The organism is Pseudomonas sp. D5(2026) (assembly GCF_057766845.1).
Window position 1 is genome coordinate 5,599,331 of the sequence record NZ_CM173421.1, and the last position, 13,811, is coordinate 5,613,141.

The following is a 13,811-nucleotide window of genomic DNA, read 5'->3' on the forward strand; positions in this document are numbered from 1 at the left end:
TCAGGCCACATTTTGTTGGGTGTCCTGGCAGTTTTGCAGCCAGGTATTTCGTTGCATTTGTGCCTGACGGCCGAGCAGCACGAACCCGCGCAGGGCACCTGCGTGGTCATGAAACGCAGCGCTCAATCCATCGCTGGTCGCATCGCAGCGCCATTGGCCCTCGCAACCACCGGGAGGTGTCAGCAGGCACAGAGGGACGACCGGGGTTTTCACCGTCACGGGCGCCAATGGGTAGTGGGCGGCGGTCGGTTGGCCCAGCAAGGTCTTGGCGAGGGCACGAATGCCTTCGTTGATCGGCGCGAGGTAAGGCAGCAACTGGCCGTTGATCTCGACGCAATCGCCCAAGGCATAGATGCCCGGTTGTGAGGTCTGTAGTTGTGCGTCGACCTTGATCCCGCGGCCACAGTCCAGGCCGGCTTCCAGCGCCAGCTCAAGGTTGGGGCGCAAGCCCACTGCACTGAGCACCAGGTCTGCACCGACGACCTGACCGTCGGCAAGGGTCAGTCGGTAGCCTTCGCCGTCCGGCTCGATGCACTGCAAGGTGGTGCGCAGGCTCCATTGCACCCCCAACCCCGATAGCGCTTGCTGCAAGTGCTGGCCTGCCGCCTCGGGCAGCAGGCGTTCCATGGGCCAGGCACCCAGGCCGATTACCCGAACCTGATAGCCATTGCTCGCAAGGTCGTTGGCAAACTCGCAGCCGATCAAACCGTCGCCCAGAATGGCCACTCTGCGCACGCCATCAAGGCGTTGGCGGAACGCCTGGTAATCCTGCAGGTTGTTGACACTGAGCAGTGCCTCGGCGCGGCCCTCGATAGGCAACCGCACGGGAGAAGCACCACTGGCTAGCACCAGTTGGCCGTAGTCCATTTCGCCGAGGCTGGTGTACAAGCGCTGCGCCTGAGCATCGATGCGTTCGACTTTGCAGCCGGTATAGATACGAATGCCAAGCCTCTGTTCGATCGCCAGCGGCGTTTCGGTGGCCAGGGCTGCGGCGGTGCGCCCCTGAGCCAGGGCGATGGATAGCGCGGGCTTGGAATAAAGATGGCCCGACTCCTGGGTCAGTACGCGAATCTCCAACTGCGGGGCGGCCTTGCGCAGGGCCTGTGCCAGGCCGTAGCCGGCATGGCCGCTACCGATGATGACCACCGGTTGGGCGGGACGAGCGGCAACCAGTGGTTGCGCCTGGATAACCGGCGCGGTAGCCACTGCTGCGATCGGGGTGCTGAGTTCGATCATTTCAAAGTCGGCTTTGCCGACCTTGCACTCAGGGCATAGCCAGTCTTCGGGCACGTCCTCCCAGCGGGTACCGGGGGCAATGCCGTCGTCGGGCCAACCTTTGGCTTCGTCGTAGATCAGACCACAGATGATGCAGAGCCAGGTTTTCATTATGCTGCCTCCTCACTCGCCCTTGATACGCACGGCCAGGTTCTTGGTCCTGACGTAGCTGTAGAGCGCCTCCTGGCCTTTTTCCCGTCCGAAGCCCGAGAGCCCGACGCCGCCGAACGGCGTTTCGATGCCACCGGCATACCATTCGTTGACGAACACCTGGCCGGTGCACAGTCGCCGGGCACAGCGCAGGGCGCGATTGAGGTCCTGGGTGAATACGCCGGCCACCAGACCGAACACGGTGCCGTTGGCAATGGCGAGGGCCTCCTCTTCGCTGTCGAAGGGAATTACTGCCAGCACAGGGCCGAAGACTTCAGTCTGGGCTATCTCCATCTGCGCAGTCACATCGCGCAATACGGTTGGCGCCATGTAATGCCCGCTCAGGCCGCTGATGGCCTCGCCGCCGGTTGCGACCACCGCGCCTTGCTGCTGGGCACGTCGGCACAAGGCCTCGATGCCTTCGAGCTGAGCAGCAGAAATCACGGGTGTGTGGTCAGGGTTGTCCTGGCCCAGGCCCACGGTCAGCCCCTCGGCCATCGCTACCACGTCAGCTACAACCTCGTCGTAGATAGAGCGATGTACCAGCAAGCGCGACATGGCAGAGCACACCTGGCCGGCATTGAAGAAGATGCCGCTTTTAACGCTGCTGATCAGTTGCTCACGATCGGCATCCGGGAACACTAGGGCCGCCGACTTCCCGCCCAGCTCCATGACGCTGGGAATCGCGTGTTCGGCGGCACTGCGCAGAATGCTCTGGCCGGTGCCGACGGAACCTGTGAAGACGATCTGGTCGACATCGCGATGGCCGGCCAGGTAGGCACCCACTTCACGACCACGGCCGCAGATCAGATTGACGGCCCCCTGTGGCAGGCCGGCACGCTCGATGGCCTTCATCAGCACGCACAGGCCAAGTGGCGACAGTTCCGGCGACTTGATCACTACCGCGTTGCCGGCCGCCAAGGCAGGGGCCAGGGAGCGGGCGCAGATGGATACCGGGAAATTCCACGGCACGATCTGCAGCGACACGCCCAAGGGGTCGTAGACGGTGAAATCTATGTAGCCGTCGCCCAGCGGAATCGACTTCCCTTCGATCTTGTCGGCCATGCCGGCGTAGTATTCGAAGTAGCGCGCGGCCTCGATGAATTCGTCACGGGCATCACGCAGGCTCTTGCCGTTTTCCTGGCAAAGCACCCACGCCCCTTCGTCGGTGATCGCACGAATCTGCGCGGCAACCTCAAGCAACCAGGTCACCCGCTGCGCAGGACGCACACGGTTCAGAGCGTTGCTGTCAGCACAGCGCCGAGCCGCCTGCAGGGCGCATTCGGCGTCGGCCACACTGGCTTGGGCGATGGTCGCCACAAGGTCCGTGGTGCCAGGGTTGTGGATGCTCAGGTGCTGCTCACTGTCGGTCCACTGGCCGTCGATGAAGTTCAGCCAGTGCGGAGCTATCGGATGCATGATGATCACCTCAGGCGCGTTGAGCACAGTCAAGCAATTGGCGGGCAGCCCACTTGTGGAAGTAGTGAGTCGGCAGATCCATTTCCGGCGAGAACGCACCGCCGCTGTAACCAGGCGAGGAGCGGCCCTTCTGCATGCCTTCGACCGAGGCGATGTCTTCGGCGAACACTACGCGCCAGGATTCCATTACCGCTTTGCGCGAGGCGTCGTAACGGCTGTCGAGCGCTTCGTCACCCACGTAGAACAGGCGCAGGTGCTCGATGGTTTTACCCGGCGCCACAGGCTCGAGCATCATGGCGAACGCATGGTCGGCCTGGATGCCCAGCAGCACATTGGGGAAGAACGCCACGTACTCAGCAGTGCGCAGGCGGTCCTGTGGCCAGGATGGGAAGATCGGCAAATGGGTACCGGCAACGGCCGAGAGGTTGTAGGCGTGGCTGCCTTGGCCAGCGAATTCCTCGAACATGATGTTGTAGTGGTCTTCCAGGCGCGAGTAGCTGTTCAGGCTCGGGTGCACCCACGGCAGGTGATAGGCCTCACAGTAGTTCTCGACTGCTAGCTTCCAGTTGCAGTTGACCTCGATGCTCATGGCACCACCGTTCGCTTCACGACGCAGCAGACTCATGCCGTCATTGCCCAGGAACTGAGTCCAGCGTTCGGTCAACGGCTGCAGTTGCTCTTCAAGCGCCGGTGCCTCGCCAGACAGGTTGATGAACACCATGTCCATCCAGATCGTGGTGCGCAGCGCCTTCAGGCCGTGTTTCTCGCATGCGAAACGTTCGTCTTTGTGCTGGTTGATCCCGCCAATGTGCGGAGTGCCTTTGAGACCTCCGTTCAGGTCGTAAGTCCAGGAGTGGTAGGGGCAGCGGATCACACCCTGCACTTCACCCGCCTGTTGAACCAGTTTCACGCCGCGGTGGCTGCAGACGTTGTGAAACACCTGCACCAGGCCTTCACGGTTGCGCATCATCAGCAGCGGCAGGCCCATGAAATCGACCGGCTTGACGTAGCTGTTGGTCGGCAAGTCGCTGGCAAAACCTATACACGCCCAGTTACGCCCCAGCACTTCGTCGCGCTCGAGTTCGAAATAGCGCTGGTCGGTGTAGAACTCGTTGGTCAGGCCATGAGCTTCATGGATAGGCGCCAGAACGGTTTCCAAGACGTGGACGGGAATAAGGCGGGAGTCAGTCGATACGGTCATTTTTTGTTTTCTCTTGTTAGATGCACGGCAGGCAATGCCTTGATGCCTGGTGCCAGTTTCAGCAAGAGAAGAAGGGCGCGACAAACGATTTATTTCAACGCTATTTATCAGTTTTTATCATTAATGATTTATTCGTCGATGACGGTAGTGGTAGATAATCGTTGATGAACTGCCAGGCTCTGGAATTTTCAGATTAATGACTTTTGGTAATCAATTAATGACTAGAAATGGTTTGTCGAAGAGCGGGTAATTCTCCCATTTTGATAGGGCCCGAGAGAGCGTACCGCGCCTTGGGCCTGCGGGAAGACCGCCGCCAGGGATCCGGCACCTGCCTGTGGCAGCGGCTCTACCCAAACCGTGACATCAAACCCTTGAACAAAAACAATAGGGGATAACCAATGCGTGCCGAATCTGGCCTGCTCAAAGGCCTCAATCCCACCGTGACGATCTGGTCGTTACTGGCCGTAGTAGCCTTTGTGCTGTTTTGCGCCCTGTTTGCCGAACATGCAGCAGCGGTTTTTCAACGTGCATCCGACTTCATCCTGCAGAATTTCAAATGGTTCTACCTGATTTCCGTCACGGGTGTGCTGGGGCTACTGATCTATCTGATGTGCAGCAAGTTTGGGTCTATGAAGCTTGGGCGAGACGACGACAAACCCGAGTTCAGCTTCGGCTCCTGGATCGCCATGTTGTTCAGTGGCGGCATGGGCATCGGACTGATCTTCTGGTCGGTTGCCGAACCCATGTGGCATTACGCGGGCAACCCGTTCGCCACCGGCCTCACCGACGAAGCCGCCACCACAGCTATGCGAATTACCCTATTCCACTGGGGCCTGCATCCCTGGGCTATTTTTACCATCGTTGGCCTGGGCCTTGCCTACTTTGCCTATCGCAAGGGCTTGCCGCTGAGCATGCGCTCGATCCTTTACCCGCTGATTGGTGAGCGCATCTATGGGCCCATCGGACATGTGGTGGACATCCTTGCCGTGGTGATTACCGCGTTCGGTGTATCCCAGTCGCTGGGCCTGGGCGTGGTGCAAATGAACACCGGGCTGAGCCAGGTGTTTGACCTGCCCATCAGCCTGGGGGTGCAGATCACCCTGATCGTGCTCATTACCCTGGTTACTACCGTATCGGTGATGGCCGGCGTGTCGCGTGGCATGAAGCGCCTTTCGGAATGGAATATGCTGTTGTCGGTGGTGCTGGTGGTGTTGATCCTGCTGCTGGGGCCAACCCGCTACATCATCAACCTGATGTTGGAGAGCACCGGCGACTACGCCAGCCATGTAGTGGGTCTGAGCTTTTGGAGCGATACCCAGAAGGACAGCGGCTGGCAGAACTGGTGGACGGCGTTCTACTGGCCGTGGTGGATGACCTGGGGCCCGTTTGTCGGTCTGTTCATTGCGCGAATTTCCAAAGGCCGCAGCATCCGTGAACTGATCGCCGGCGCGCTGTTGGTACCCACCCTGGTGACGATCATCTGGATGTCGGTGTTCGGTGGTACCGCGCTCAAGGCTGAGCAGCTCGATCGTCAGCAGCACGCAGAACTGGTTGCCAGTGGTGAGCTGCAGGGCGACAAGGCCAAGTTCGAAGGTGGCACGGTATTGCTGGCGACCAAGCAGGAAACCACCGCTGCCATGTTCACCCTGCTGCACAAGATCGACGCCGGTACGTTGGGCAAGGTGCTGAGCGTGCTGGTCTGTATCCTGCTGGCGACGTACTTCATCACCTCGGCCGACTCCGGCACCCAGGTGCTGTGTACGTTGAACTCCATGGGCAGCGCCAACCCGCCGCAGAGTATCCGCCTGCTCTGGTGCATCCTGGAAGGTGCTATAGCCATGGCTCTGCTGATGGCGGGGGGGCTCAAGGCGATCCAGATGGCGAGCATTGCGGCGGGATTGCCGATTGCGGGGTTCATCCTGCTGATTAGTTACACCCTGATGCGCAGCTTGCGCCAGGAGATGGCTGACGGCCTGCTTGATACGCCGCCGGGTGGGCGCCTTCCTATACCTGGGATTCACCCGCAAGGCATCACGCCGGTGGCTGGGCCCTTGGCCTGCGAGGGGCTTGATATGGGGCTGACAGCGAAGAAAGCCAGCTAACCTAAAGCCACCCTGGAAGACACAAGACCGACAGCCATCAGCTGTCGGTCTTGTGTTTTGGGCAGGCTATTTCTGCACCGAAGGCAGGGCCATCAACCAGTCCCGGAACAGCCGCACGCTTTCACGAGGACCACGCTCGGTGGACGACTCCAGCAGGCAGAACTTGGCGTCGGTCTGGAGTACCACATCGTTGGGCTTGACCAGCGCACCGGTGCTCAACGCATCGTCCACCAGGTTGCCCCAGGCCAGGGCCACGCCCTGGCCACTGATCGCCGACTGGATCAGCATACCGTAGCTGTTGATATTGACGCGATGCTTGGGGGTCATGGGCTCGTATCCCAGGCGCTTGAACCATTCGGGCCAACCTACCCAGTCGCGCTGGGAGTCTTCAAGCCAGAGCCAGGTACACGACGACAACCCTTCGATGCTGCTCAGTTGCGGATGCCTGGCCAGATAGGCCGGGCTGCACACCAGGAAGATTTCTTCCGAGAACAGCGGCGTGACAGCCATGTCCTTGGGCGGTGGGTTGCAGTAGTAAAGCGCCAGGTCGCTGTCGAGCCTGGCGTAATCCTTCACATGATCGTGGGCGATGATCCGCAGGTCGATGTTTTCATGGGCACTCTGGAATTCCGACACCTTGGGCAGTAACCACAGCGACGCCATGGCGGTACTGGTGGCAACGGTGACTTGTTGGTTGCCTTGCCACTGGCGTATATCGCCGGTGGCGCGGGCCAGGTGAAGCATGCATTCACGCACCGTTTCGTAATACTGCGCGCCGGTGGGGGTCAGGGACATGCTACGGGTGGTACGGGTGAATAGTGCCTTGCCCAGGTAGTCCTCAAGAAGGCGAACCTGACGGCTAATTGCACCCTGGGTAACATTCAATTCCTTGGCGGCAAGGGTAAAGCTCAAGTGGCGTGCCGCAGACTCAAACGCATGAAGACTGTTGAGCGGCGGAAGAGGCTGGATTTTCACAGGCAGGGGTTCCACTCATTTTTATTATCATCCGCTCACTGGAGTGGCGGTTTCCTCCCTAACGCATTCAGGGCAGAACGAAGCAACCGGTTCACTATACTGCACATTTGCAGAAAGATATTCGTTCCCTGAATAGGCAATATCCCAATCACTTTTAATGACATTGAACGCGGCGTGCATTGTGTGACAGTGAACAAGCCGATGAAGCCATAGCACCCTGGTCACCCGAGTTCAGCAGCGAGCATGCGGAACTCGGAGCTCTTGATCACATGGCTTGGGGCCAGGATTTCGAAGGTTGCTGCCTTGGGATCAGCCCAGGAGAGCAGCAAATTCCTTCTCATGTAATGACAGAAAAGGTTCATCAGTCTGAATTGGAAGGGGCATAGGCGAACGCCAGACCAAGGGGGAGACGGGACGCGAGGGAGACGGTTGAAACCGTCCGATGAAGGGAAACGAGCGCTTCCCCTCTACCGGCGACAGTTTTAATTGTTCGACGACTGTTTTAATTCAACGAAACCAAGTTGATCAACACCTGACTACCCATTACTCGACAGTCACCGACTTGGCCAGATTACGAGGCTGGTCAACGTCGGTCCCCTTGAGCACGGCCACGTAATAAGACAGCAATTGCAGCGGAATGGTGTACAGGATTGGCGCCAGGGCATCGGCAATGTGCGGCACCTTGATCACGTGGGTGCCTTCGCCATTGGTCATGCCAGCGTGCTCGTCGGCGAACACTACCAGCTCGCCACCACGGGCACGCACTTCCTGCAGGTTGGACTTCAGCTTCTCCAGCAGTTCGTTGTTCGGTGCAACGGTAACCACCGGCATGTCGTTGTCCACCAGAGCCAGCGGGCCGTGCTTCAACTCGCCTGCTGGGTAAGCTTCGGCGTGGATGTAGGAGATTTCTTTAAGCTTGAGAGCACCTTCCATCGCCACCGGGTACTGCGCGCCGCGGCCGAGGAACAGGGTATGGTGCTTGTCGGCGAACAGCTCGGCAATTTTCTCGACAGTGGCATCCATGGCCAGGGCTTCGCCCAGGCGGGTTGGCAGTCGACGCAGCTCTTCAACCAGCTCAGCTTCGACACCGGCTTCCAGCGTACCGCGCACCTGACCAAGGGCCAGGGTCAGCAGCATCAGCGAAACCAGCTGGGTGGTGAACGCTTTGGTCGAAGCCACGCCAATTTCAGGGCCGGCCAAGGTCAGCAGGGTCAAGTCCGACTCGCGTACCAGCGAGCTGATACCCACGTTGCAGATCGCCAGGCTGCCCAGGAAACCCAACTCCTTGGCGTTGCGCAGTGCGGCCAAGGTATCGGCGGTTTCGCCGGACTGCGAGATGGAGACGAACAGAGTATCCGGCTGCACCACCACCTTGCGGTAACGGAACTCGCTGGCCACTTCTACCTGGCAAGGGATGCCGGCCAGGCTTTCCAGCCAGTAACGCGCAACCATACCGGCGTGGTAGCTGGTGCCACAGGCAACGATCTGCACGTTGCGCACCTTGGCAAACAGGTCGGCAGCTTGCGGGCCAAAGGCCTGGACCAGCACGTTGTCCTTGCCCAGGCGGCCTTCAAGCGTGCGCTGAACAACGCTTGGCTGCTCGTGAATTTCCTTGAGCATGAAGTGGCGGTAAGCGCCCTTGTCAGCAGCCTCGGCACCTTCGTGATACTGCACGGTTTCGCGCTGGACCTTGTTGCCCTGCTGGTCCCAGATAGAGACCTGATCACGGCGGATTTCAGCGATGTCGCCTTCTTCCAGGTACATGAAGCGGTCAGTAACCTGACGCAGCGCCAGCTGGTCGGACGCCAGGAAGTTCTCGCCAAGGCCCAGGCCGATTACCAGCGGGCTGCCACTGCGTGCGGCGACCAGGCGGTCCGGCTGCTTGGCACTGATCAGCGCCAGGCCGTAAGCACCATGCAGGCGCTTCACCGCCGCCTTCAGGGCGTCGGTCAGGTCTGGAATGCTCTTCAAGGTGTGGTGGATCAGGTGGACGATGACTTCGGTATCGGTCTGCGAAGTGAAGACATAGCCCAGCCCCTTCAGCTCTTCGCGCAGCTCTTCGTGGTTTTCGATGATGCCGTTGTGCACCACGGCCACGTCATTGCCCGAGAAGTGCGGGTGGGCGTTGCCTTCAGTCGGCGCGCCGTGGGTAGCCCAACGGGTGTGGGCAATACCCAACTGGCCTGCCAACGGCTCATCAGCAACAGCAACCTCCAGCTCGCTGACCTTGCCGATGCGGCGGCGGCGCTGCAGTTCACCGGTCTGGGTGAGTACAGCCAAACCGGCGCTGTCGTAACCGCGGTATTCAAGACGCTTGAGGCCTTCGATCAGGATGGCTGTGATATTACGCTCGGCGACAGCACCAACGATTCCACACATGTTTTATTGCTCCTGGCTGATCGCGGCGCAGATCAGGTTGATGCCGCGGGCTTGAATTTGTTCGCGCGCTGCTGCTGGCAGGCGTTCATCTGTAATAAGGGTGTGTACGCTGCCCCAGGGCAGCTCGAGGTTAGGGATCTTGCGCCCCACCTTGTCCGACTCGACCATCACGATCACTTCACGGGCAACTTCGGCCATGACCCGGCTCAGCCCAAGCAGTTCGTTGAAGGTAGTGGTACCCCGGCCGAGGTCGATGCCGTCGGCACCGATGAATAATTGGTCGAAATCGTAGGAGCGCAGTACCTGCTCCGCGACCTGGCCCTGGAACGATTCAGAATGCGGGTCCCAGGTGCCACCGGTCATCAGCAGCACCGGCTCGTGTTCGAGGTCGCAGATTGCACGGGCCACATTGAGCGAATTGGTCATCACCACCAGGCCTGGCTGGCGCCCCAGCTCGGGGATCATTGCCGCCGTGGTACTGCCGCTGTCGATGATAATGCGCGCATGTTCACGGATTCGCCCTACGGCGGCACGCGCAATGGCCTTTTTATAAGAAGAGACGGGTTGTGCCGGTTCACCGAGCAACTCTTGCGGCACCGGCACCGCACCACCGTAGCGGCGTAACAACAAGCCGTTGGTTTCCAAGGCGGCAAGGTCTTTGCGAATAGTCACTTCCGAGGTGGCGAAACGCTTGGCCAACGCGTCCACACTTACCTCGCCCTGCTCGCTGAGCAAAGCCAGAATATTGTGTCGCCGTTGTGGTGTGTTTCGTTTCGACATGTGCGTTTAAGTTTCGATTCGAAAGTTAATGGTTGCAATCAAAACCTAAGACGAGCGATCCGTCAAGCTGTCGTTGACCTGTGGATAGTTTGCCTCTGCTTTGACGCGGTCCTTTATGCGCGGCAGCGCCAATAAAAAAGCCGACTTATTCACATAAGTCGGCTTTCGATCGAAACGGCTGTGAATAACTCAGCTCTTCTTGATCTTCTCAGGGCGCTTCCAGCCCGAAATGTTGCGCTGGCGTGCACGAGCTACAGCCAGGTCACCGGCTTCTACAACCTGGGTGATGGTCGAGCCGGCTGCGGTGGTCGCGCCGGCTTTGATTTCCACAGGCGCCACCAGCGAGTTGTTCGAACCGATGAACACGTCTTCACCCATCACGGTCTTGAACTTGTTGGCGCCATCGTAGTTGCAGGTGATGGTGCCGGCGCCGATATTGGTGCGCGCACCGATTTCGGCATCACCCAGGTAGGTCAGGTGACCAGCCTTGGCCCCTTCACCCAGGTGGGCGTTTTTCAGTTCAACGAAGTTACCCACATGGGCCTTGGCGTCCAGTACGCTGCCCGGGCGCAGGCGAGCAAACGGGCCTGCATCGCTGCCTTCTCCCATCACGGCGCCTTCGAGGTGGCTATTGGCCTTGACCACCGCGCCTTTGCGCAGGGTCGTGTTCTTGATCACGCAGTTAGGGCCGATCTGCACATCGTCTTCGATGACCACCTTGCCTTCGAGAATCACGTTGATGTCGATCAGCACGTCACGACCAACGCTTACTTCACCACGAACATCGAAGCGTGCCGGGTCACGCAGGGTAACCCCCTGAGCCATCAGACGGCGGCCTTCACGCAACTGGTAGTGACGCTCCAGCTCGGACAGCTGGCGGCGGTCGTTGGCGCCCTGCACTTCCATAGGGTCGTGCGGCTGTTCAGTTGCCACCACCAAGCCATCGGCCACTGCCATGGCAATTACATCGGTCAGGTAATACTCGCCCTGAGCGTTGTTGTTCGACAGGCGGCCCATCCAGTCGGCAAGGCGCGCGGCTGGCAGTGCCAGAATTCCGGTGTTGCCTTCCTTGATCGCTTTTTGCGCGTCGTTGGCGTCCTTGTGCTCAACGATGGCAGTTACCTTGCCCTGCACGTCACGCACGATCCGGCCATAGCCGGTCGGATCATCGAGGGTGACGGTAAGCAGTCCCAGTTGCTGATCGTTGGCCTTCGCCAACAGACGCTGCAGGGTCTCCACTTCGATCAACGGCACGTCGCCGTATAACACCAGCACAGTGTCAGCGGTCAGCGCCGGCAGTGCCTGCGCAACAGCATGACCGGTACCCAGCTGTTTATCCTGCATCACGAAATTCAGGTCGTCAGCGGCCAGGCGCTCGCGAACCAGTTCGGCACCATGGCCAATGACCACATGAATACCTTGCGGCTGAAGTTGGCGCGCGCTGTGGATAACATGGCCGAGCATGGAATTGCCAGCTACCGGGTGCAACACTTTGGGCAGCGCCGAGCGCATGCGGGTGCCTTGGCCGGCGGCGAGAATAACGATATCGAGTGACATTACTGGCTACCAATCCTGGGCGGTCAGTGAAAGACCGTGGGGAGAAAACAGAAAAAGAAAAAGGGTAGCCGAGGCTACCCTTTTACTCAATCGCACAGCAGTTATCAGCCTTGGCCGATTACTTGCCTCTGCGCATTTGCTGGACGGTACGCAGCTGAGCTGCGGCCTCGGCCAGACGTGCGGCGGCGGCACTGTAGTCGAAGTCCGCGCCTTTCAGATTCAGGGCGTTCTCGGCGGCCTTGAGGGCCTCCTGAGCCTGAGCTTCATCCAGGTCTGTAGCACGTTGCACGGTATCGGCAAGCACCTTGACCATGTTCGGCTGAACCTCGAGGAAACCACCAGAGATGTAGAACACCTCTTGTGCGCCACCCTGCTTGGTCAGCGTGATCGGACCAGGCTTGAGATTGGTGATCAGCGGCGCATGGCCTGGAGCGATACCAAGATCACCCAGGTTACCGTGCGCAACCACCATCTCGACCAGGCCGGAGAAGATCTCTCCTTCCGCGCTGACGATATCGCAATGGACTGTCATAGCCATCTGCTTGCCTCAACCTGATAGCGCCCCTTGCGGGGCGCAGGAATTACAGTTTCTTGGCTTTCTCGATCGCTTCGTCGATGCTGCCGACCATGTAGAACGCTTGTTCTGGCAGGTGGTCGTAGTCACCTTTGAGGATGCCGCTGAAGCCAGCGATGGTGTCTTTCAGGGAAACGTACTTGCCTGGCGAACCGGTGAAGACTTCTGCCACGAAGAACGGCTGCGACAGGAAGCGCTGGATCTTACGAGCGCGGGCTACCAGTTGCTTGTCGGCTTCGGACAGTTCGTCCATACCCAGGATCGCAATGATGTCCTTCAGCTCTTTGTAGCGCTGCAGAACATACTGAACGCCACGAGCGGTCTCGTAGTGCTCGTTGCCGATCACGTTCGGGTCCAGCTGGCGCGAAGTCGAGTCCAGTGGGTCGACCGCTGGGTAGATACCCAGGGAGGCGATGTCACGAGACAGAACGACGGTGGCGTCCAAGTGGGCGAAGGTGGTCGCTGGCGACGGGTCGGTCAAGTCGTCCGCAGGTACATATACGGCCTGTACCGAGGTGATCGAACCTTCCTTGGTGGAGGTGATGCGCTCTTGCAGAACGCCCATCTCTTCAGCCAGGGTCGGCTGGTAACCTACTGCCGAAGGCATACGGCCCAGCAGTGCGGATACTTCGGTACCGGCCAGGGTGTAACGATAGATGTTGTCGACGAACAGCAGAACGTCGTTACCTTCGTCACGGAACTTCTCAGCCATGGTCAGGCCGGTCAGCGCTACACGCAGACGGTTTCCTGGTGGCTCGTTCATCTGACCGTAGACCAGCGCTACCTTGTCGAGAACGTTGGAGTCCTTCATCTCGTGGTAGAAGTCGTTACCCTCACGAGTACGCTCACCCACACCAGCGAACACGGAGTAACCGCTGTGTTCCATGGCGATGTTACGGATCAGTTCCATCATGTTTACGGTCTTGCCGACACCGGCACCACCGAACAGACCAACCTTACCACCCTTGGCGAACGGGCAAACCAGGTCGATAACCTTGATGCCGGTTTCCAGCAGGTCGTTGCCGCCTGCCTGGTCAGCGAACGAAGGCGCTGGCTGGTGGATACCGCGACGCTCTTCTTCGCCGATCGGGCCGGCTTCGTCGATCGGGTTGCCCAGTACGTCCATGATACGGCCCAGGGTGGCCTTACCAACTGGAACGGAAATGGCAGCGCCGGTGTCGACGACATCCAGACCGCGCTTCAGGCCTTCGGTCGAGCCCATCGCAATGGTACGAACCACGCCGTCGCCCAGCTGCTGCTGAACTTCCAGGGTGGTTTCCGCGCCTTGTACTTTAAGCGCGTTGTATACACTCGGCACGACGTCGCGTGGGAATTCCACGTCGATGACGGCGCCGATGATTTGAACGATACGTCCGCTACTCATAGCTGGATCCTCTGA

The 13,811-nt window shown here is 59.5% G+C and carries 10 protein-coding genes and 1 pseudogene; 1 reads left to right on the forward strand and 10 read right to left on the reverse strand.

Annotated elements, in window-relative coordinates; genetic code table 11:
• The 4 genes and pseudogenes from AC3B5Q_RS25780 to AC3B5Q_RS25795 form a co-directional block, all read right to left on the reverse strand.
• Positions 1-1,236: an NAD(P)/FAD-dependent oxidoreductase gene (locus tag AC3B5Q_RS25780; protein ID WP_230849516.1), complete on the reverse strand. Its 1,236-nt coding sequence runs from the start codon at positions 1,234-1,236 to the stop codon at positions 1-3.
• Positions 1,225-1,386: pseudogene (locus AC3B5Q_RS25785) on the reverse strand (rubredoxin); the annotation flags it as partial. The pseudogene AC3B5Q_RS25785 and the gene AC3B5Q_RS25780, both read right to left, overlap by 12 nt.
• 12 nt (positions 1,387-1,398) lie before the next feature.
• On the reverse strand, positions 1,399-2,844 hold the full coding sequence (locus AC3B5Q_RS25790; RefSeq protein ID WP_031322770.1) for an aldehyde dehydrogenase family protein: 1,446 nt from the start codon (positions 2,842-2,844) through the stop codon (positions 1,399-1,401).
• 10 nt (positions 2,845-2,854) lie between these two features.
• Positions 2,855-4,045, reverse strand: coding sequence for an aromatic ring-hydroxylating oxygenase subunit alpha (locus AC3B5Q_RS25795; RefSeq protein WP_003253228.1), 1,191 nt, complete (start codon positions 4,043-4,045; stop codon positions 2,855-2,857).
• A gap of 398 nt (positions 4,046-4,443) precedes the next feature.
• Between AC3B5Q_RS25795 and AC3B5Q_RS25800 the strand changes: the two genes are divergently transcribed.
• Entirely contained in the window at positions 4,444-6,147 is a 1,704-nt protein-coding gene (locus AC3B5Q_RS25800) for a BCCT family transporter (protein ID WP_003253226.1), read from the forward strand.
• A gap of 66 nt (positions 6,148-6,213) precedes the next feature.
• Here AC3B5Q_RS25800 and AC3B5Q_RS25805 read toward each other — a convergent pair whose 3' ends face one another.
• From AC3B5Q_RS25805 to atpD, 6 genes are all read right to left on the reverse strand, one after another.
• Positions 6,214-7,122 (reverse strand): LysR substrate-binding domain-containing protein, encoded by a 909-nt coding sequence (locus AC3B5Q_RS25805; protein WP_010955855.1) that lies wholly within the window; start codon positions 7,120-7,122, stop codon positions 6,214-6,216.
• Positions 7,123-7,665: 543 nt separating this feature from the next.
• Complete coding sequence (gene glmS, locus AC3B5Q_RS25810; protein ID WP_103443620.1) at positions 7,666-9,501, reverse strand: glutamine--fructose-6-phosphate transaminase (isomerizing); 1,836 nt, start codon at positions 9,499-9,501, stop codon at positions 7,666-7,668.
• A 3-nt stretch (positions 9,502-9,504) separates the two neighbouring features.
• Entirely contained in the window at positions 9,505-10,281 is a 777-nt protein-coding gene (locus AC3B5Q_RS25815) for a DeoR/GlpR family DNA-binding transcription regulator (RefSeq protein WP_003253204.1), read from the reverse strand.
• 189 nt (positions 10,282-10,470) lie between these two features.
• Positions 10,471-11,838 carry a bifunctional UDP-N-acetylglucosamine diphosphorylase/glucosamine-1-phosphate N-acetyltransferase GlmU gene (gene glmU, locus AC3B5Q_RS25820; RefSeq protein ID WP_103469539.1) on the reverse strand — a complete coding sequence of 456 codons (1,368 nt, stop codon included), beginning with the start codon at positions 11,836-11,838 and terminating at the stop codon, positions 10,471-10,473.
• Between the two features lie 118 nt (positions 11,839-11,956).
• Positions 11,957-12,376 (reverse strand): F0F1 ATP synthase subunit epsilon, encoded by a 420-nt coding sequence (locus AC3B5Q_RS25825; RefSeq protein WP_021785309.1) that lies wholly within the window; start codon positions 12,374-12,376, stop codon positions 11,957-11,959.
• A gap of 43 nt (positions 12,377-12,419) precedes the next feature.
• A complete protein-coding gene (atpD, locus tag AC3B5Q_RS25830) occupies positions 12,420-13,796 on the reverse strand; it encodes a F0F1 ATP synthase subunit beta (RefSeq protein ID WP_003253197.1) in 1,377 nt (458 codons plus the stop codon).
• Positions 13,797-13,811 lie beyond the last annotated feature (15 nt).

Excerpts from the sequence above, each read along its gene's own strand:
- AC3B5Q_RS25790 (WP_031322770.1), bottom strand. The coding sequence starts at position 2,844 with ATGCATCCGATAGCTCCGCACTGGCTGAACTTCATCGACGGCCAGTGG.
- AC3B5Q_RS25815 (WP_003253204.1), bottom strand. The coding sequence starts at position 10,281 with ATGTCGAAACGAAACACACCACAACGGCGACACAATATTCTGGCTTTG.
- AC3B5Q_RS25780 (WP_230849516.1), bottom strand. The coding sequence starts at position 1,236 with ATGATCGAACTCAGCACCCCGATCGCAGCAGTGGCTACCGCGCCGGTT.
- AC3B5Q_RS25795 (WP_003253228.1), bottom strand. The coding sequence starts at position 4,045 with ATGACCGTATCGACTGACTCCCGCCTTATTCCCGTCCACGTCTTGGAA.
- AC3B5Q_RS25825 (WP_021785309.1), bottom strand. The coding sequence starts at position 12,376 with ATGGCTATGACAGTCCATTGCGATATCGTCAGCGCGGAAGGAGAGATC.
- glmU (WP_103469539.1), bottom strand. The coding sequence starts at position 11,838 with ATGTCACTCGATATCGTTATTCTCGCCGCCGGCCAAGGCACCCGCATG.
- atpD (WP_003253197.1), bottom strand. The coding sequence starts at position 13,796 with ATGAGTAGCGGACGTATCGTTCAAATCATCGGCGCCGTCATCGACGTG.
- glmS (WP_103443620.1), bottom strand. The coding sequence starts at position 9,501 with ATGTGTGGAATCGTTGGTGCTGTCGCCGAGCGTAATATCACAGCCATC.
- AC3B5Q_RS25800 (WP_003253226.1), top strand. The coding sequence starts at position 4,444 with ATGCGTGCCGAATCTGGCCTGCTCAAAGGCCTCAATCCCACCGTGACG.